The organism is Azospirillum sp., from assembly GCF_035627195.1.
Taxonomy (GTDB): domain Bacteria; phylum Pseudomonadota; class Alphaproteobacteria; order Azospirillales; family Azospirillaceae; genus Azospirillum.
In genome coordinates, this window is sequence record NZ_DASPMG010000067.1 from 1 (window position 1) to 17,510 (window position 17,510).

19 protein-coding genes are annotated in these 17,510 nt (G+C 69.6%); 7 read left to right on the top strand and 12 right to left on the bottom strand.

Annotated features, from left to right (window positions below; genetic code table 11):
• Nucleotides 1-105 precede the first annotated feature (105 nt).
• From VED21_RS05600 to VED21_RS05640, 9 genes are all read right to left on the bottom strand, one after another.
• Nucleotides 106-723, bottom strand: coding sequence for a DNA-3-methyladenine glycosylase I (locus VED21_RS05600; protein ID WP_324881335.1), 618 nt, complete (start codon nt 721-723; stop codon nt 106-108).
• A gap of 35 nt (nt 724-758) precedes the next feature.
• A complete protein-coding gene (locus VED21_RS05605) occupies nt 759-1,046 on the bottom strand; it encodes a YciI family protein (protein ID WP_324881336.1) in 288 nt (95 codons plus the stop codon).
• A gap of 40 nt (nt 1,047-1,086) precedes the next feature.
• A complete protein-coding gene (locus tag VED21_RS05610) occupies nt 1,087-1,671 on the bottom strand; it encodes a TetR/AcrR family transcriptional regulator (RefSeq protein ID WP_324881337.1) in 585 nt (194 codons plus the stop codon).
• A gap of 278 nt (nt 1,672-1,949) precedes the next feature.
• The gene (gene pqqC, locus VED21_RS05615; RefSeq protein ID WP_324881338.1) at nt 1,950-2,732 is read right to left on the bottom strand and encodes a pyrroloquinoline-quinone synthase PqqC; all 783 of its coding nucleotides are present in this window, start codon (nt 2,730-2,732) and stop codon (nt 1,950-1,952) included.
• Nucleotides 2,729-3,655 (bottom strand): pyrroloquinoline quinone biosynthesis protein PqqB, encoded by a 927-nt coding sequence (gene pqqB, locus VED21_RS05620; RefSeq protein ID WP_324881339.1) that lies wholly within the window; start codon nt 3,653-3,655, stop codon nt 2,729-2,731. The genes pqqC and pqqB overlap by 4 nt, the downstream gene beginning before the upstream one ends.
• 138 nt (nt 3,656-3,793) lie before the next feature.
• Nucleotides 3,794-4,594, bottom strand: a complete 801-nt coding sequence (locus VED21_RS05625) for an ABC transporter permease (protein ID WP_324881340.1) — start codon at nt 4,592-4,594, stop codon at nt 3,794-3,796.
• The gene (locus VED21_RS05630) at nt 4,591-5,331 is read right to left on the bottom strand and encodes an ABC transporter ATP-binding protein (protein WP_324881341.1); all 741 of its coding nucleotides are present in this window, start codon (nt 5,329-5,331) and stop codon (nt 4,591-4,593) included. Before VED21_RS05630 ends, VED21_RS05625 begins: the two co-directional genes overlap by 4 nt.
• Nucleotide 5,332: 1 nt before the next feature.
• Nucleotides 5,333-6,325 (bottom strand): YVTN family beta-propeller repeat protein, encoded by a 993-nt coding sequence (locus VED21_RS05635; RefSeq protein WP_324881342.1) that lies wholly within the window; start codon nt 6,323-6,325, stop codon nt 5,333-5,335.
• A complete protein-coding gene (locus VED21_RS05640) occupies nt 6,322-7,494 on the bottom strand; it encodes an ABC transporter substrate-binding protein (RefSeq protein WP_324881343.1) in 1,173 nt (390 codons plus the stop codon). The genes VED21_RS05635 and VED21_RS05640 overlap by 4 nt, the downstream gene beginning before the upstream one ends.
• A gap of 236 nt (nt 7,495-7,730) precedes the next feature.
• Between VED21_RS05640 and pedF the strand changes: the two genes are divergently transcribed.
• The 5 genes from pedF (at nt 7,731) to VED21_RS05665 (ending at nt 12,932) form a co-directional block, all read left to right on the top strand.
• A complete protein-coding gene (gene pedF / locus VED21_RS05645) occupies nt 7,731-8,162 on the top strand; it encodes a cytochrome c-550 PedF (RefSeq protein ID WP_324881344.1) in 432 nt (143 codons plus the stop codon).
• Nucleotides 8,163-8,169: 7 nt separating this feature from the next.
• The gene (locus VED21_RS05650) at nt 8,170-8,997 is read left to right on the top strand and encodes a substrate-binding periplasmic protein (protein WP_324881345.1); all 828 of its coding nucleotides are present in this window, start codon (nt 8,170-8,172) and stop codon (nt 8,995-8,997) included.
• Between the two features lie 195 nt (nt 8,998-9,192).
• Nucleotides 9,193-10,005 (top strand): quinoprotein dehydrogenase-associated SoxYZ-like carrier, encoded by an 813-nt coding sequence (locus VED21_RS05655; RefSeq protein WP_324881346.1) that lies wholly within the window; start codon nt 9,193-9,195, stop codon nt 10,003-10,005.
• Entirely contained in the window at nt 10,005-10,961 is a 957-nt protein-coding gene (locus tag VED21_RS05660) for a quinoprotein relay system zinc metallohydrolase 1 (RefSeq protein WP_324881347.1), read from the top strand. Before VED21_RS05655 ends, VED21_RS05660 begins: the two co-directional genes overlap by 1 nt.
• 231 nt (nt 10,962-11,192) lie before the next feature.
• The gene (locus VED21_RS05665; RefSeq protein WP_324881348.1) at nt 11,193-12,932 is read left to right on the top strand and encodes a PQQ-dependent methanol/ethanol family dehydrogenase; all 1,740 of its coding nucleotides are present in this window, start codon (nt 11,193-11,195) and stop codon (nt 12,930-12,932) included.
• Nucleotides 12,933-13,287: 355 nt separating this feature from the next.
• On the opposite strand, the gene VED21_RS05670 is transcribed toward VED21_RS05665, so the two are convergent.
• The 3 genes from VED21_RS05670 to VED21_RS05680 are packed head-to-tail and all read right to left on the bottom strand — an operon-like array spanning nt 13,288 to nt 15,760.
• Nucleotides 13,288-14,013, bottom strand: a complete 726-nt coding sequence (locus VED21_RS05670; RefSeq protein ID WP_324881349.1) for an ABC transporter ATP-binding protein — start codon at nt 14,011-14,013, stop codon at nt 13,288-13,290.
• Nucleotides 13,994-14,734 (bottom strand): ABC transporter permease, encoded by a 741-nt coding sequence (locus VED21_RS05675; RefSeq protein ID WP_324881350.1) that lies wholly within the window; start codon nt 14,732-14,734, stop codon nt 13,994-13,996. Before VED21_RS05675 ends, VED21_RS05670 begins: the two co-directional genes overlap by 20 nt.
• Nucleotides 14,735-14,767: 33 nt before the next feature.
• The gene (locus VED21_RS05680; RefSeq protein ID WP_324881351.1) at nt 14,768-15,760 is read right to left on the bottom strand and encodes an ABC transporter substrate-binding protein; all 993 of its coding nucleotides are present in this window, start codon (nt 15,758-15,760) and stop codon (nt 14,768-14,770) included.
• 145 nt (nt 15,761-15,905) lie between these two features.
• On the opposite strand from VED21_RS05680, the gene VED21_RS05685 reads away from it, so the two are divergent.
• Nucleotides 15,906-16,511 (top strand): PQQ-dependent catabolism-associated CXXCW motif protein, encoded by a 606-nt coding sequence (locus VED21_RS05685; protein ID WP_324881352.1) that lies wholly within the window; start codon nt 15,906-15,908, stop codon nt 16,509-16,511.
• A 1-nt stretch (nt 16,512) separates the two neighbouring features.
• Nucleotides 16,513-17,181, top strand: coding sequence for a response regulator transcription factor (locus VED21_RS05690; RefSeq protein WP_324881353.1), 669 nt, complete (start codon nt 16,513-16,515; stop codon nt 17,179-17,181).
• Nucleotides 17,182-17,510 lie beyond the last annotated feature (329 nt).

Here is a 17,510-nt window from a genome sequence, read left to right on the forward strand (position 1 = left end):
GTGGAGCCACGCCGCGTTGCTGCGCGACGCCGTCACCGACCTCGCCCGCCTCGCCGACCGGGCGGAGCGGGCGCGGCTGTACGCTTAGGGCGGTTCGGAGGAGGGTCAGGCGTCGCCCGCCGGTCGCCGGAACGCCGCGCGCGCCCGTTCGGCTTCGGGCCGGATCGCACAGCCCTCGGCGTGGTCGTTGATCAGCCCCATCGCCTGCATGAAGGCGTAGACGGTGGTGGGGCCGACGAATGTCCATCCCCGCTTCCGGAGATCCTTCGACAGGGCGATCGACGCGGCGGAGGTCGAGGCGCTCTGCGGCTCGGCCAGTTCGTCGGCCTTCGGCTCGAAGCTCCAGACATAGGCGGCGAGCGAGCCCTCGCGCTTCACAAGCTCCTGTGCCCGCTTGGCGTTGTTGATGACCGCCTCGATCTTGCCGCGATGGCGCACGATGCCCTCGTCCTTGAGCAGGCGCCCGACATCGGCTTCGCCGAAACCGGCGATCGCGTCGTAATCGAAATTGCGGAACGCCGCGCGGAAGTTTTCGCGCTTGGCCAGGATGGTGCGCCAGCTCAGCCCGGACTGGAAGCTTTCAAGGCAGAGCTTTTCGAACAGGCGGCGGTCGTCATCGACCGGGAAGCCCCATTCGGCATCATGGTAGGCGAAGAACTCCGGCGCGGCACTGCACCACCGGCAACGCGGCCTGCCGTCCGGGCCAAGAATTGTTTTGCTCATCGGTTGGACCTCCCCCCGTCAAAAAACGAGCGCGTTCAGGCCATGAGGAAGCTCAGCCGCGCGTCGGTGCGGGCGGGCGTGATTTCCAGGATCTCCGCGCTGACCACACGTTCTGCGACGAACGGGTCTTCGTTCACCCGTGCCTGAAGTTCCGGAAGCGAGGTGGCGTGCGCCAGGATCGCGCCGCCGGCGTTGGGCTGGAGGCTGCCGACGACCAGGAAGATCCCGTCGTCGATTCCGCGTTGGATCCACGCCTTGTGCCCCTCCATGAATTCCTGGGCCTTGGCCTTGTTTTCCGAAAACCTGAGAAGAACGGTGAACATGGTGGGGTTGTCCTTTCGAATAAATGGGAGAATTTCAACATCATGACGTACTGTGTTTTCGTGTATATGCGTCCAGCCAGTCGCGCATCTGGTCGACTTCCTTCCGGACGAACTCTTCGTCATGAAAGGCATTGGCCAGCGTGGCCACGCCCTGGCTGCGGGCGAGAATGTGCATCGCCAGCGCGTCGGCCTCCGTCTCCGCCGCGCCGAGCAACGCGAACTGGCGGCGCAGCCAGTCCCGGAACAGCGTGAAGATCTCGGTGGCCTTGGGCTGCGCGACATGGTCGAGCTTCGCCAGCTCGGCGCACAGCGTCCCGACGGGGCAGCCGTGCAGCATGATCTTCGCACGGTTGGCCATGAGGATGTGGATGAAGCTTCGGATCCGGTCGGCGGGATGCGCCCCCTCCGCCTCCCACCGGTCGAGCATCGCCCGGGTATTGGCAAGACGCAGGGCGATCACGGCGTCGAGGATGTCGTCCTTGGTCTTGAAGTGATAGTAGAAATTCCCGCGCGAGATCTGTACGGCCTCGGCAATATCCGCGAACGAGGTGTGTTCGTACCCCTGCCGATAGAACAGCTGATCGGCGGCTTCGACGATCTGTTCGCGGGTTGCCTTGGCGCTCATGCAAACCGTCTCCATCACGCGGGCTGCGTCGCCCCATCGGCCCAGGGTTGATCGCAGATTAGGACGCTTGACCTACGGAGAAATTAGGACAAGCGTCTTGCGCCCGTCAAGCGCGGATTTCGCGACCGGCTTGCATGCCCCGTCCAGGCGTGGTGGCTGTGGTCCGACCTCTGCCCCTTACGACAAAGGCGCTCGAAAGAGGCCTTCGAGCGCCTTTGATCTCTGGGGAATAAAGCTGTTTTCAGAAGCGCTTAAGGGCCTCCGCGTCGTGACGGGCCTTACGCCGTCCGCGTGTAGACCGTCGGCTCCATGCCGTCGGGCACGAAGGCGCCGGGCGGGATCAGGCCGGGGGAGACATAGGCGTGGTGCAGCGCGTCGAGCTGCGCCCACAGCAGTTCCGTCTTGAACCGCAGGGCGCCGATCACCTGCTGCTGATGCTCCGGCGTGCGGGCGTTCTCCAGCACGTAGGTCAGGCCGAAGCGCACATCGCGCGGCGCCTCGTCCAGGCGCTTGCGGAAGTAGGAAAGCGTGCTGTCGTTGGCGAAGTCGTAGTTCTGCTCGAACCCGGCGATGCGCTCGCGGTGGATGGCGGGGGCGAACAGCTCGGTCAGCGAGGACGCCACGCACTCCAGGATCGACCTGGTGCGGCAGAAGTTGACGTAGGCGTCGACGGCGTAGCGCGTGGCCGGCAGGATGCCCTTCAGCGACTTCACGTACTCCCGGTCCAGGCCCAGCCCGTCGGTCAGGCGCAGCCAGCGCTCGATGCCGCCCACCTTGCCTTCCTCGACCTGCCCGTCGGGGCCGAAGCCGTCGTGGTCCAGCACGCGCTGCATCCAGTTCCGGCGCAGCTCGTAATCGTCCATGCGGGACATGATGGTCAGGTCCTTGATGGGGATCGAGACCTGGTAATAGAAGCGATTGAGCGCCCACGCTTGGACTTGGCCCGGGTTCAGCTTGCCCCCGTGCAGCAGCTTATGGAACGGGTGCAGGTCGTGGTACTGGCGCTCGCCAATGGCGAGAAGTTCGCGTTCCAGCTCCTCGCGGGACAGCAGGCGGGTCATAGGCTCAGCTCCATTCCGTCGTGGGCGATCGTCCAGCCGGCGGCTTGCGCCGCGTGCCGCTCGGGCGAGTCCTCGATCAATGCGGGGTTGGTGTTGTTGATGTGGATGAAGACTTTGCGGGCCACGTTCAGCCCGGCGAAGGCGGCGATGGTGCCCCCGTCGCCGGACATCGCCATATGGCCCATGCGCTGGCCGGTCTTGGTGCCGGTGCCGGTGCGGATCATCTCGTCGTCGGTCCAGGTGGTGCCGTCGAAGAAGACCAGCGGCGCGCCGGTCAGCCGTTCCGCCAGCCAATCGGGCATGGAGGCGCAGCCGGGGATGTAGAAGAAGTGCGCACCCGTGGCCGTGTCCGTCACCTTCAGCGCCACCGTGTCCTCGGCGACCGAGCCGAAGCCGGGTGCCGTCTCGTCCTCCAGGTACAGCGCCACCTTGCCGGGCACGGCGAAGGCCTCGACCTCCAGGCCCAGCGGGTCGCCCGCGGCGTCGGCGGGACGGAAGGGGGTGTCCAGCTCCACCGTGCGGCGGGGCACGGCGTCGCGGTTCAGCACCTGGAACACCGAATTGCCGGCCAGCACGCGGTGCACGCGCGCCGTGGCGTAGACCGCGAAGGGCTGCACCTCGCGCAAGGACAGCAGGCCCGCGACGTGGTCGATGTCGGCGTTGGTCAGCATGGCGGCGGCCAGCGGGCTGGAGCGCAGGCCGCCGGCCGGGTGCATCTGCGGGTTGGCCTGGAACTGCTGGCGCAGGTCGGGCGAGGCGTTGAGCAGCAGCCAGCGGCTGCCGTCCGCCGTCACCGCGATGGAGGATTGGGTGCGCGGCTTCGCCATCGGGTCGCCCGACCGGGCGCGGCGGCAGCCCTCGCAATTGCAGTTCCACTGCGGGAAGCCGCCACCGGCGGCGGAGCCCAGGACAAGGACCCGCATGGCGTTTCTCTCCTTGGTTGCGCGGTTATTCTGGTTCGTGGACCGGGTCCGGCCGCGCCCGTCCCGTGGACGAACGGTAACGGGGCCGGCGGGCCGGGTGCCATGCTACTTTGGTCGATGACCCCTACGGCCGTTGGGTTATCCCGCCGCCGACGGTGCGCGCGATCCCATGCCGCGCGCCGGCGAATAGCCGCGGATCGCCAGCGCCAGGAACAGCGCCAGGGCGCCCGCGAGGATCGCCAGCGATTCCCCCGCCACCTGCCCGTACAGCGCGAAGCGGATGGTCTCCACCCCGTGCGTGAAGGGGTTGACGCGGCACAGCCAGTGCAGCAGCTCCCCCGCCTCCTGCATGCGGTAGAGGGGGTAGAGGGCGGACGACAGGAAGAACAGCGGGAAGACCACGAAATTCATCACGCCCGCGAAGTTCTCCAACTGCTTGATGTGGGAGGCCAGCAGCATGCCCAGCGCCCCCAGCATCAGCCCGTTCAGGATCAGCGCCGGCAGCACCGTGAGCCAGCCCGCCACCGGCAGGTCGATGCCGTAGGCCCAGCAGATGGCGAGGAACGCGTAGACCTGCAGCACCGACACCACCACGCCCGCCAGCAGCCGGCAGAACAGCAGGAAGCCGCGCGGCAGCGGGCTGGTCAGCAGCACGCGCATGCTGCCCATCTCCCGGTCGTAGACCATGGAGAGGGAGCCCTGCATCCCGTTGAACAACTGGATCATGCCGATCAGGCCGGGGACGATGTAGACCTCGTAGGTGATGTAGGTCTCGTAGGGTGGGATGATGGCGATGCCCAGCGCCGCGCGGAACCCGGCGGCGAAGACGAACAGCCAGATCAGCGGCCGCACCAGCGCGCCCAGGAACCGCTCGCGCTGGTGCACGAAGCGCAGGATCTCGCGCACCACGACGCCGTTCAGCGCGATCAGCCAGGTCATGCGGCGACACCCCCCGTCAGGCGGTCGAACGTCTCGGTGATGCTGGCGGCCCCGGCCGCGCGGTTGACCTCCAGCACCGTGCCCGACGCCCGCACCGTGCCGCGGTGGAGCACGACGACGCGGTCCGTCGCCGGGTCGATCTCGTCGATCAGGTGGGTGGCCCACAGCACGGCGATGCCGTCGTTGCGCGCCAGATCGTGCACGTGGTCGATCAGCGCGCGGCGCGTCGGCAGGTCCAGGCCGACCGTCGGCTCGTCCAGCAGCAGCAGGGCGGGGCGGTGCAGCAGGGCGCGGGCGATCTCCACGCGGCGGCGGTGGCCGCCGTTCAGCTTGCGCACCTTCTCGTCGCGCCGCTCGAACATGGCAAGCCGCGTCAGCTCCACCTCGATGCGGTCGTCCGCCGCGCGCCGGCCGATGCCGTGCAATGCCGCGAAGTAGCGCAGGTTCTGCACGACGCTGAGGTCCAGGTCGAGCGTGGGCTGCTGGAACACCACGCCCATGTGGCCCAGCGCCGCCACGGGGTCGCGCGCCAGATCGTGGCCCAGCACGCGCACGCGGCCGGATTGCGGCTGCAGCAGCCCCGTGGCGATGGCGAACAGCGTCGACTTGCCGGCCCCGTTCGGCCCCAGCAGCGCGGTGAAGCGGCCGGGCTCCACGGTGAAGCCCACGCCGTCCAGCGCGGGCCTGCCCTGGTAGGCGAAGCGCACGTCCTCCACGGACAGGGCGGGACCGGGCACGTCAGGGTGCAATGGCGACTCCCCACGGGTAGCGGCCGACCTTGATGGTCTTCACGACCTTGCGCGCCGGCACGTCGATGACCGACACGTCGCCGCTGACGCCGTTGGTGGTCAGCATCAGCGCCTCGTCCGGCGTGAACTCCATGTGCCACACCCGGCGGCCGACGAGAAGGTAATCCGTGACGCGGAAGGTCGCCGTGTCGATCACCGCCACGTGGTTGGCCGGGCCCAGCGCCACGAAGGCCGTCTTGCCGTCCTTCGTCAGCTTCACGCCCACCGGCTGGATGCGGTCCTTGTGGATGCCCTTGATCTCGAAGCCGATGGTCCTGACCGGCTGGCGGGTGGCGACGTCGATCACCGTGACCGTGCCGCCGATCTCCGACGACACCCACAGGTGCTTGCCGTCCTTGGTGAACTCGGCGTGGCGCGGGCGCTGGTCGACCAGCGTGTTGTCGACGACGGCGCCCTTCTCCACGTCGTACCAGTGCGCCATGTTGGTGGTTTCCGACGTGTTGATCGCCCAGGCGCCGTCGGGGCTGACGGCCATGCCCTCCGGCTCGATGCCGACGTCGAACTGGGTGACGACCTTGCGCGCCTCGGTGTCGACGATGGTGACGACGGCGTTGTTCTCGTTGGCGATGAACAGGCGCTTGCCGTCCGGATGCAGGGCGAACTGCTCGGGATCCTCGCCGGACGGCAGGTTGTGGGTGATGGTCTTCGTCGAGAGGTCCATCACCTGCACCGTGTCGCTGTCGCTGGCGCAGATGTAGAGCGTCTTGTTGTCCCGGCTGAGCGTCACGCCGCGCGGCCGCTTGCCGACGTTCAGGGTCTCGGTGACCGCCAGCGTCTTGATGTCGATGACCGAGACGGTGTTGTCCTTCTCGTTCGACACGTACGCGGTTTGGGCGAGTGCGGTTTGGGCGAGTGCGGGGGCGGCGAGGCAGAGCGCCATCGCCGTGGCGGCGATCATCTTCACAGCGGGGGCCTTTCTCATTTCACGGCCTTGCAGCCGCTTTCGGGACGGTCGTGGCCGAGGGTGTCGAGGTCGGTGAGCGGGTGCAGGAAGCCCTCCTGCGGGGCCTCGGCCACCAGCGACACCGGGGTGAGCAGCGGGATCGGCTGGCGCAGCTGACCGTCCCACGGGCGGTAGGAGACGCGGCGGCCCTTGTGCGCGCCCACCTCGAACCCGTCGGCGCGAATGGCGGCGGTCAGCGCGGCGGGGTCGCCGGATTTGGTGCGGGTCGCGGCTTCCGCCACCGTGCGCACGGCGATCCAGGCGGCGTAGTCGGCCGGCGTCATCCAGCGCCCGGCCTGCGCCCGGAAGCGTTCCTGCAGCTGCACCGCACCCCACGCCTCGATGGCGCGGCCCCAGGCGGCGGGGACCAGCCCGGCGGTGCCGGCCACGGGGCGCGGGTCCCAGGTCTGGTAGGGCAGGTAGTTGCCGAAGTCGCCCGCCTCGTCGGCGACGACCAGCACGTCATAGCTTGGTCCCTGCGTGAAGGTCGCGACCTCCGCCTGGGCGGTGCGGCGCACGTCGCTGTCGCCGCTCCACGCCTTCTCGGCCACGACCTTGGCGCCGAAGCGCTTGGCGGCACGGCGCACGGCGTCGGCGTACAGCGCGTCCTCCGGCCGCGGACCGGTGACCAGGAACCAGCGCGTCCAGCGCTTCTTCACCAGCACCTGGGCCAGCGCGTCGGCCAGCATGGCGCGGCTGGGCAGGGTGTGCATCAGGTTGGCGCGGCAGCCGGCGTTGCGCAGGGCGTCGTCCGGGGCGGCGGCGTTGAACACCAGCATGCCGGCGGCGCCGGGTGCCGCCAGCGCCTTGTTCAGCGCATCGGCGCGCAGGGTGGAGACGACGAAGCGGTGGCCGTCGGCAGCCAGCCTTTCCATGGCGGCGGCGACGTCGCCGTCCTGCGGCACGACCACCTCCTCCAGGCGGTAGCGGTGCTTGAGGAACTTGCCGGTGGTGTTGCTGTCGGCCGTGGCGAGGCGGGCACCCTGCACCCCCTCGTCCTCCGGCGGCGGGTCGAGGTTGGCGAGCGTGGGCGGCGGCTCGACCTCCTGCGCCAGCACGGCGATGCGGATGTCCAGCTCCTGCGCCACGGCCGGCGCGCTTGCCGCCGAAAGCGCCAGCAAGGCCGCGGCGCCCACCCGATGTAGCATCCTCAACGCGTTTCCTCCGTCGGTACCGCTGCGGGTTCTGCCGCCCGAACTTCGACCACCTAAGGTAAGCGGTTCCGGTACCGTGCCTTCAACGGTACCAAAGTACAAGCCGTTGGAACCCGTCTCTCCACCGATACCAAAGTCCCTCTCGGTCCGCCGGAAGACTGGCCCCTATGATGCCGCCGCAAGCACGCAGGACGGGTCGTGCTTACGAGGAAACGCGAACGGGAATGACGATGAAAACGCTTATCTCTCGCACGGCTGCGGCCCTGGTCCTCGCCTGTGGTGTGGCGGGCGGCGCCGCGACGGTCTTCGCGCACGGCGACGTGGTGCCCCAGGCGGTGGACACGTCGGCGCTGAAGCAGATCGGCAAGGACTGGCTGACCACCAACCCCTACCGCAAGGACCCCAAGGCGATCGAGATCGGCGCGTCGGCCTTCAACCAGAACTGTGCGCGCTGCCACGGCCTGGGCGCCGTGTCCGGCGGCATCGCCCCCGACCTGCGCTACCTGCCGCTGGGCGACGAGGGCGACGAATACTACACGAACCGCGTGATCAACGGCTCGATCCGCGACGGCGTGACCTACATGCCGAAGTTCGACGGCGTGCTGTCGCAGGAGGCGCTGTGGGCCATCCGCGCCTGGCTGGAAACCGTGGCGGAGCCGTGATCGGGCAATGACGCTTCTGCGGCGGCTGATCGCAATCGTGATGCTGGTGACGGGCGGGGTGGCGCAGGCCGCCCCGCTCGACGCCGTTGTGGAGAAGGGGGTGCTGCGCATCGCCGTCTACGCCGACTTCCCGCCCTTCTCCGACCGCAGCGGCGGCCGGCTGGACGGCGTGGACGTCGAGATCGGCCGGCGCATCGCCGAGGGGCTGGGCGTCAAGCCCGATTTCCTGGTGCTGACCGCGGACGAGAGCGTGGCGGACGACCTGCGCAACGGCGTCTGGAAGGGCTCCAAGATGGGCGGCGGGGTGGCCGACGTCATGCTGCACGTGCCCTACGACCGCGAGTTCGCCGCGACGCTGGAGGCCGTGCACATCTTCGGCACCTACTTCGACGAGGAACTGGTGGTGGCCCGCCGTACGGCGCCGGCCACGCTGGCCCACCTGAAGGGCGAGAAGATCGCCGTGGAGACCGACAGCATCGGCGACCTCTACCTCGGCTACGCCTTCAACGGCGCCCTGCGCGAAGGCCTTCTGCACTACATGACCTACCGGGAGATGGCGGCGGCGCTGTTCGACGGCACCGCCGACGCCATGGTGGGCCCACGCAGCCAGGTCGAGGCGGCGTTGGGCGACAAGCGCGGCGCTTACGCCGTGGTCGCCCCGGCGACGCCGGGCCTGATGAAGCGGAAATGGACGCTGGGCATGGCGGTGCGCGAGGATTCACGTGACCTCGCCTACGCCGTGGAGGACGTGATCGCGCGCCTGAAGGAGGACGGCACCCTGCAGTCCATCTTCGCCGAACGCGGCCTGACGTGGCTGCGCCCGGAGGGGCCGTGATGATGGATTAGCCCCTCCCCCCTCGCGGGGGAGGGGTTGGGGAGAGGGGGCACCGCACATGATGCTTCGGGCCGGCGTTGCCGGCGCCACCCTCTCCCCAACCCCTCTCCCGTCAAGGGAGAGGGGCTTACAGAATACAGAATCACGAGGCCGCCCGGATCAACGAGGCGGCCCGCTGCGTGTGGAGGAAGGACGATGCGGAAAGTGTTCGCCGCCGGATTGCTGGCCGCCCTGGCGGCCCCCGCTCCGGCCCTGGCGCAAGGCGTGGCGGGCGACCCGCTCGCCTCGGTGATGTGGAGCACGGTGCACGCCACGGTGCTGGGCGGCGGGCCGGTGGTGTTCGACGATGCGCGCGTGCGCGTCTTCACCCCCACCCGCGTGGAGGACAACCACCGCGTCCCCGTCTCCATCCAGGTGGACGGGCTGAGCGACGTGCGCGAGGTGGTGGTCCTGGCCGACCACAACCCGATCCCCCGCGCGGTGACCTACGCGCCGGCCGGCGGCGCCGCCCCCTTCCTCGACCTCTCCATGAAGCTGAACGAGGCGACGCCGATCCGCGCGGCGGTGAAGACCGGCGACGGCGTGTGGCATGTCGGCGGCCTGCGGGTGGACGCGGCGGGCGGCGGCTGCGCGGCACCCCGGCCGGCCACCGCCTCCCACGAATGGCAGGACGACCTGAACAAGGTGCGCGGCCGGGCGTGGCGGCGGCCGGGCGGCGGCGTGCGGCTGGAGGTGCGCATCGTGCACCCCATGGACACCGGCCTGGTCGAGAACATCCCGACCTTCCACGTGGAGGCGCTGTCCATCGCCCAGAACGGCCGGACGCTGGCGACGCTGGAGCCGACCGCCGCCGCCGCCGAGAACCCGGTCTTCGCGCTGGACCTGCCGCAGGCGTCGCACGATGCGGACCTCACCATCACCGGCCGCGACACCGACGGCAACGAGATCCGCGCGCGCATCCCCGCGCCCGACACCGTGTACGGCTTGGCAGCCGGGAGGCGGTCGTGATGAACCGGCGGGAGCTTCTGATCGCCGGCGGCTGCTGCGCGCTGGCCGGGCTGGCGCCGCTGCGCGCCGCCTTCGCCGGCCCGCTCGACTACGCGCTGCGGCCGATGACGGTGGCGCCGGACACGCACGTGCTGCTGGGCACGACCGAGTACTTCTCGCGCGACAACGGCGGCAACATCGTCAACACCGGCTTCATCGTGACCGGCGACGGCGTGGTGGTGATCGACACCGGCCCATCGCTGCGCTACGGCCAGCAGATGCGGGCCGCGATCGCGGCAGCAACCGACAAGCCGGTCGCCAAGGTGCTGAACACCCACCTGCACCCCGACCATTTCCTGGGCAACGGCGCGTTCGAGGACCGGCCGATCACGGCGGGCGAAGTCACCCGCAACCTGATCCGCCGCGACGGCGACGCGCTGGCGGAGAACCTCTACCGCCTCGTCGGCGACTGGATGCGCGGCACCCGCTCGGTGGAGCCGACGCAGGTGCTGTCCGCGCTGGTGGAGGAGATCGGCGGGCACCGGCTGCGCTACCTGCTGCTGAACGGGCACACGGAGTCCGACCTTGCGGTGCTGGACGAGAGCACGGGCGTGCTGTTCGCCAGCGACCTCGTCTTCCACGACCGCATGCCCACCACGCCGCACGCCGACCTGAAGGCGTGGATGGCCTCGCTGGACGTGCTGGCCGGGCTGTCCTTCGGCGTGCTGGTGCCGGGCCATGGCGCGGTGGCGCGCGACCGCGGGCCGATCCAGCAGACGCGCGCCTACGTCGCGTGGCTCGACGCCACCCTGGACGAGGCGGCGCGGGCCGGGCTGTCGATGACCGAGACGATGCGCCTGCCCCTGCCGCCGGAGTTCGCCGGCATGGCGCTGGCGCGCGAGGAGTTCGAGCGCTCCGTCGTGCACCTCTACCCGGCGCGCCTGAAGGAGGCCTTGCCGGCCATTGCGGCGAAATGACCACACTGTTCGTGCGGCAACCGATACCAAGGGATCATTGCGGGCTGCACGGACGAAGCTAGACTGGCCCCACAATTCGCGGAAGCCATCCCAACAACAAACGCCCCAAGACCATCCGAGGTGCCCGAACGGACCCGCTTCGTTCGGCGTGGGGAACTGCCGTGCCCGCGGCAGGGCGCCGGGCGGGCGGCTGGGACGGGCGACGCGACAGGACAGGAGGTGGAAACGACCATGAAGAGCCTGAAACTGCTGACCGTCGCCAGCATCATGGCGCTGCTCGCCGGCGGCGCGCAGGCGGCCGGCGTGACCGATGCCGACATCGTCAACGACGCCCAGACGACGAAGGACGTCGTCTCCTACGGCATCGGCCCGCAGGGCCAGCGCTACAGCCCGCTGAAGGCGCTGAACACCCAGAACGTGGACAAGCTGGTCCCGGCTTGGTCGTTCTCGTTCGGCGGCGAAAAGCAGCGCGGCCAGGAATCGCAGCCGCTGGTGCATGACGGCGTCATGTACGTCACGGGCTCGTACTCGCGCATCTTCGCCATCGACGTGAAGACGGGCGAGAAGATCTGGCAGTACGACGCGCGCCTGCCGGAAGGCATCATGCCGTGCTGCGACGTGATCAACCGCGGTGCGGCCATCTACAACAACAAGGTCTACTTCGGCACGCTGGACGCCAAGCTGGTGGCGCTGGACGCCAAGACCGGCAAGGTCCTGTGGCGCAAGGACATGGGCGACTACAAGGCCGGCTACTCCTTCACGGCCGCCCCGATGATCGTCAAGGGCAAGGTCATCACCGGCATCTCCGGCGGCGAGTTCGGCGTCATCGGCAAGGTCGAGGCGCGCGACGCCGAGACCGGCGAGCTGGTGTGGTCGCGCCCGACCGTCGAAGGCCACATGGGCGAGCTGAACGGCAAGCCGTCGACCATGACCGGGAAGCTGAACGCCTCCTGGCAAGGCGACATGTGGAAGAACGGCGGTGCGGCCACGTGGCTGGGCGGCACCTACGACCCCGAGACCAACCTGATCTTCTACGGCACCGGCAACCCGGCCCCGTGGAACTCGCACCTGCGTCCGGGCGACAACCTGTATTCCTCCTCCACGCTGGCCATCAACCCGGACAACGGCGAGATCGTCTGGCACCTGCAGACCACCCCGCACGACGGCTGGGACTTTGACGGCGTCAACGAGTTCGTCTCGTTCGACCTGAAGAAGGACGGCAAGACCGTCAAGGCCGGCGCCAAGGCCGACCGCAACGGCTACTTCTTCGTGGCCGACCGCACCAACGGCAAGCTGCTCAGCGCCTCGCCCTTCGTGACCAAGATCACCTGGGCCAAGGGCTGGGACATCGAGAAGCAGCGCCCGATCTACGACGACTCCAACCGTCCGCCGGCCCCCAGCCAGGGCGGCGAAAAGGGCGCCCCGGTCGTCGCGGCCCCGTCGTTCCTGGGCGGCAAGAACTGGATGCCGATGGCCTACAGCCAGGACACCGGCCTGTTCTACGTCCCGGCCAACGAGTGGGCCATGGACATCTGGAACGAGCCGATCACCTACAAGAAGGGTGCGGCCTACCTGGGTGCGGGCTTCACCATCAAGCCGCTCTACGACGACTACATCGGCGCGCTGCGCGCCATCGACCCGGCCACCGGCAAGATCGTGTGGGAGTACAAGAACAAGGCCCCGCTGTGGGGCGGCGTTCTGACCACCGGCGGCAACCTGGTCTTCACCGGCACGCCGGAAGGCTACCTGAAGGCGTTCGACGCCAAGACCGGCAAGGAAGTGTGGAAGTTCCAGACCGGCTCCGGCGTCGTCGGCTGCCCGATCACCTGGGACGACGACAAGTTCCAGTACGTCGCGGTGGTGTCGGGCTGGGGCGGCGCGGTCCCGCTGTGGGGCGGCGAGGTGGCCAAGGCCGTCAAGGACATCAACCAGGGCGGCAGCGTCTGGGTGTTCAAGGCGCCGAAGGCCTGACCGGCCTTCATCTCCGCCGGCATGGAAACTGGGGGACGGGCGACCGTCCCCCTTTTTGTCGCGCCAATACCATAGGCGGAGAAATGATACCAAGGTTTACGTGGTACTTATGTACTGTTTATTGCGCGCGGGCCGCCGGTCATAATCCGGGCGTGGGCGGGGAAACCGAATGGGCGTCGTGGTTCTTCCGGTTTTCGCGTCTCCTCCCTGAGCAGCCGGCTTCCCGGCTCCTTCACGCGCCGGATCCGTGCCCCCGCGGATCCGGCGCTTTTTATGTGCGGGAGGAACCGTAGGGTAGGTTGGGTCTGGACCCAACATCCTTCGCGTCCCCAGGACTGTTGGGTCCAGACCCAACCTACGGGCCTTGCTGTGCCGCCCGCCGGTCCAGCAGCATCCTCCGGAACGCCTCGACCGTTGCCTCGGTGCGGTCGGGAAGCGTGATGCGCACGTCGTCCACCACGGTGGCCGGGGCGCCGGCCAGGAAGACGATCCGGTCGGCCAGCGCGATGGCCTCGCGCAGGTCGTGGGTGACCAGCAGAACCGTCGCCGGCCGGCGCTCCAGCAGCGTGCGCAGGAGCGCCCGCAGGCGGTCGGCGGTGGCCTCGTCCAGCGACACGAAGGGCTCGTCCAGCAGCAGCAGCTCCGGCTCCACCACGAAGGCGCGGGCGACGGCGGCGCGGCGCTGCTGGCCCAGCGACAGATGGTTGGGGAAGCTGGCGCGCCGCCCGGCCAGGCCGACGGCCTCCAGCGCTTCGTCGATGCGGGCGTCCAGGTCCGGCGTGCCGGGCGGCAGGGCGAGCGCCAGATTGTCGCCCAGCGTGCGCCAGGGCAGCAGGCGCGGGTTCTGGAACACCACGGCCAGCCGCCCCTCGGGCCGGTGGATCGTGCCCTCGAACCGGTCGTCCAGGCCGGCCACGAGGTTCAGCAGCGTCGTCTTCCCGCATCCGGACGGGCCGACCAGCGCCACCACCTCGTGCCGGGCGACGGTCAGGCGCACGTCGCGCAGCACGGCGCGCGGCGGCCGGCCGGGGAAGTCCTTGGCGCGGACGTCGAGGACGAGGCTACCGGCGCCAGCGGGCAAGGCGGTGCTCGATCGGCTGCAGGACGCCCCATTCGATGAGCTGGACGACGGCGATGAACGCCAGGGCGTACGCCAGGATCGCGGTGACGTCGAAGAGCTGGAACTGGACATGGAGCTGGAATCCGACGCCGTCGCTGCGGCCCAGCAGTTCGACGACCAGCACGATCTTCCAGATCAGCGCCAGCCCCGACCGCGCGGCCGCAAGCAGGAAGGGGGCGAGTTGCGGCATCACCACGTGCCGCACGGTGCGCCACGGCCCGAAGCGGAAGACGCGGGCCATGTCGCGCAGGTCGGGGTCGAGCGTGCGCGCCCCCTCGCGCAGCACGACGGCGACGTTGGGGATCTTGCTGGCGGCCACGGCGAACAGCGCCGCCGTCTCGCTCAGCCCGAACCAGACGTAGGACAGGATGATGACCACCAGCGCCGGCAGGTTCAGGAAGAACAGCAGCCAGCCGCCGAACAGCCGGTCGAGCAGGGCGGAGCGCCCCAGCGCCAGCCCCACGCCCGTGCCGATGGTCATGGCCAGCGCGAAGCTGGCCGCCACCCGCGCCAGCGTGACGCCCAGGTGATGCAGCAGTTCCCCGTCCGCCGCACCCGCCGCCATGGCGGCAAGCACGGCGCCGGGGGCCGGGAGCAGGCGCAAATCGGCAAGCCCGGCCGCCACCTGCCATGCCGCGAACAGCAGCAGCAGCGACAGCCCGTGCTGCCAGACCCGTCCCATGTCAGCGGTCCCTCATCTTACTGGACCTGCATCTTATTGGATTGGCGGAATGGCGGCGTCCGGCCAGAAGGTGCCGGGCGGCAGCCGTTCCGCCTTGCCCACCAGCGGCGCGCCGCCCAGGCGGGCGAGCACCGTGAAGATCCCCTCCGCCGCCTGCCTCTGCTCCGCCCCCCAGCGCGTGGGGATGCCGGCGCGGTAGCCGTCGCGCAGCGCGCGGAACGTCGCCTCGTCCTCCGCGCGCATCAGCGGGCGTAGCGGCTCCCACGCCGCGTCGTCGGCGGCCAGCACCGCCTTGGCCGCAAGCGTCGCCTTGAAGAAGGCGGCGATCGCCCGCGGGTGGGCACGCGCCCAGTCCTCGCGGAAGACGTAGCCCAGCGACGGCACCAGCACGCCGCCGCCGCCCAGCCGGGCGCCCGCCTCCTCCACGTCCAGCAGGCGGCGGAAGCCCTTGGCCTCCAGCCGCGCGGCGAAGTTCCAGTAGATCAGCACGGCGTCGAGCTGGCGCGCCTCCGCCTGCTGGCTCAGCAGCGGCGGGGCGGCGAACACCGGCTCGGCGCCGCCGGCGGGGTCGAAGCCGTGCTCCTGCTTCGCCAGGCCGCGCACCAGCAGCCAGCTCTTGTCCAGCGGTCCGCCGGCCACGCCGATGCGCTTGCCCTTCAGGTCGGCCAGCGAGCGGACGGGGGAATCGCCCGGCACCATCACCGCGCCGACGGCGCCGGAATAGGGGACGAAGGACAGCGCGTCGCCGTCCGCGCGCTGGCGCGCGGTCCACAGCCAGTCGCTGACGATCACGTCGACGCTGCCGCCCAGCAGCGCGATCTTGCCGGCCTCCGGGTTGGCGAGGTCGACGATCTCCAGCGTCAGGCCGGCCTTGGCGTCCAGCCCCTGGCGGCGCAGCGTCTCGATCTCCCACGACACGGTGCCGAACTTCAACAGGCCCAGGCGCAGCGTTTCCGCCGCGCGCGCCGGTTGAAGGGCGAACAGAAAGATGAGTACGAACGACAGCAGAGCGGCGCGCACGCTCATGGACAACTCCCCTGGCAGGGCCGAATTCTCGCCGACAAGCGAAGGCCCCCGGTATGCGACTTTCGGATTGCTTTACGCCGGTGCGGGGCCATGGTGGATTTGTACCATGAGACAGGAGTCGGCGGTTACCGGGATTGGGGTGAGGATGGCGGGCGCGGCGCTGGCCGCGGCGCTGATTCTTGCCGCGTTGCCGGCGGGTGCGGCCGACGTGCCGGCACCGGACGGCTACCGGCAGGACCGCTACCGCTCGCCCACGCCGGCATCGCTGCCCGGTGCGGCCACGGTGGACGCCGGCCGTGCCGCGGAACTGGCGGCCCGGGGCGCCGTTCTGCTGGATGTGATGCCGGTGACCGTCAGCCGCCTGGGCGCCGGGGCGACGTGGCTGGTGGACGAACCGCACCGGACAATCGATGGCGCGGTCTGGCTGCCCAACGTCGGGGTCGGCACGCCGTCGCCGGCGGTGGAGGCATGGTACCGCGGCTGGCTGGACCGCCTGTCCGGCGGCGATCCGGGCCGGCCGCTGGTCGTCTTCTGCAAGGCCGACTGCTGGATGTCGTGGAACGCCGCCAAGCGGGCGCTGTCGTACGGCTACACGGCGGTGCACTGGTTCCGCGACGGGACCGACGGCTGGGCGGAGAGCGGCCGTGCGCTGGTGGAGGGCCGGCCGGCGGGGCCGCCGCCGGCGGAAAAGACTCTCGAGAAGACCGGCGAAAAGACAGATGTGTCCGCGCGTGCGGAGCGGGAGAAGTGAGATGATGTCCGAGCAGCCCCTGTCCAACGTCCTGATCGCCGACGACCACCCGCTGTTCCGCGAGGCGCTGCGGCAGGTCGCCGGGGCGGTCTTCGACCAGTGCCGCTTCTGCGAGGCGAGCAGCATCGAACAGGCGCAGGCGCTGCTGGACGACGAGGATTTCGACCTCATCCTGCTCGACCTGCACATGCCGGGCATGAACGGCTTCACCGGCCTCGTCATGCTGCGCAACCGGGCACCCGCCACGCCCATCGTCGTCGTCTCGGCCGAGGAGGGGCGGGAGTCGATCCAGGAGGCGATCACCTACGGCGCGTCGGGCTACATCCCGAAGTCGCTGACGCGCGAGCAGATGGCCAACGCCGTGCGCGAGGTGCTGGAGGGCGAGGTCTACCTGCCGCACGACCTGCTGGACCGCGGCGACGGCAGCGGCTCGCTGGAGGACGCCGACCTGGAGGCGCGCATCGCCACGCTGACCGGCCAGCAGCGCAAGGTTCTGGAGATGATCGTCATGGGCAAGCCCAACAAGGTCATCGCCTATGAGCTGGACCTCGCCGAGAGCACGGTGAAGGCGCACGTCTCGGCCGTGCTGCGCAAGCTGCACGTCACCAGCCGCACCCAGGCGGTCATCAACGCCGGCAAGATCGCGCTGAAGCTGCGCGCGCATCCGTAATTTATCTCCCTCCCCCTGCTCCGCAGGGGGAGGGAAGGGGCCCAAGCGCAGCTTGGGAAGGGTGGGGGCTACGGCCTTTGCGGCAGGCGTGGGGCCGCTGATCCTCGGCAAACACCTTGCCCCCACCCTCCCAGCCTTCGGCTGGGTCCCTCCTCCCCCAGCGGGGCTGGGGCAGGGCGAAATTGGGCATCATACCGCCGAGCCTAAGCATTGACACATGGGAGCCACGGGTAGCTGGTGAGGGAGCGGAGGCGGTCGGGTGTGGCGGTGAGGGCGTTCCAGGCGTCGCAGCAAGCTTCGACGACGGCGTTGTAGTCGTCGAGAAGCCG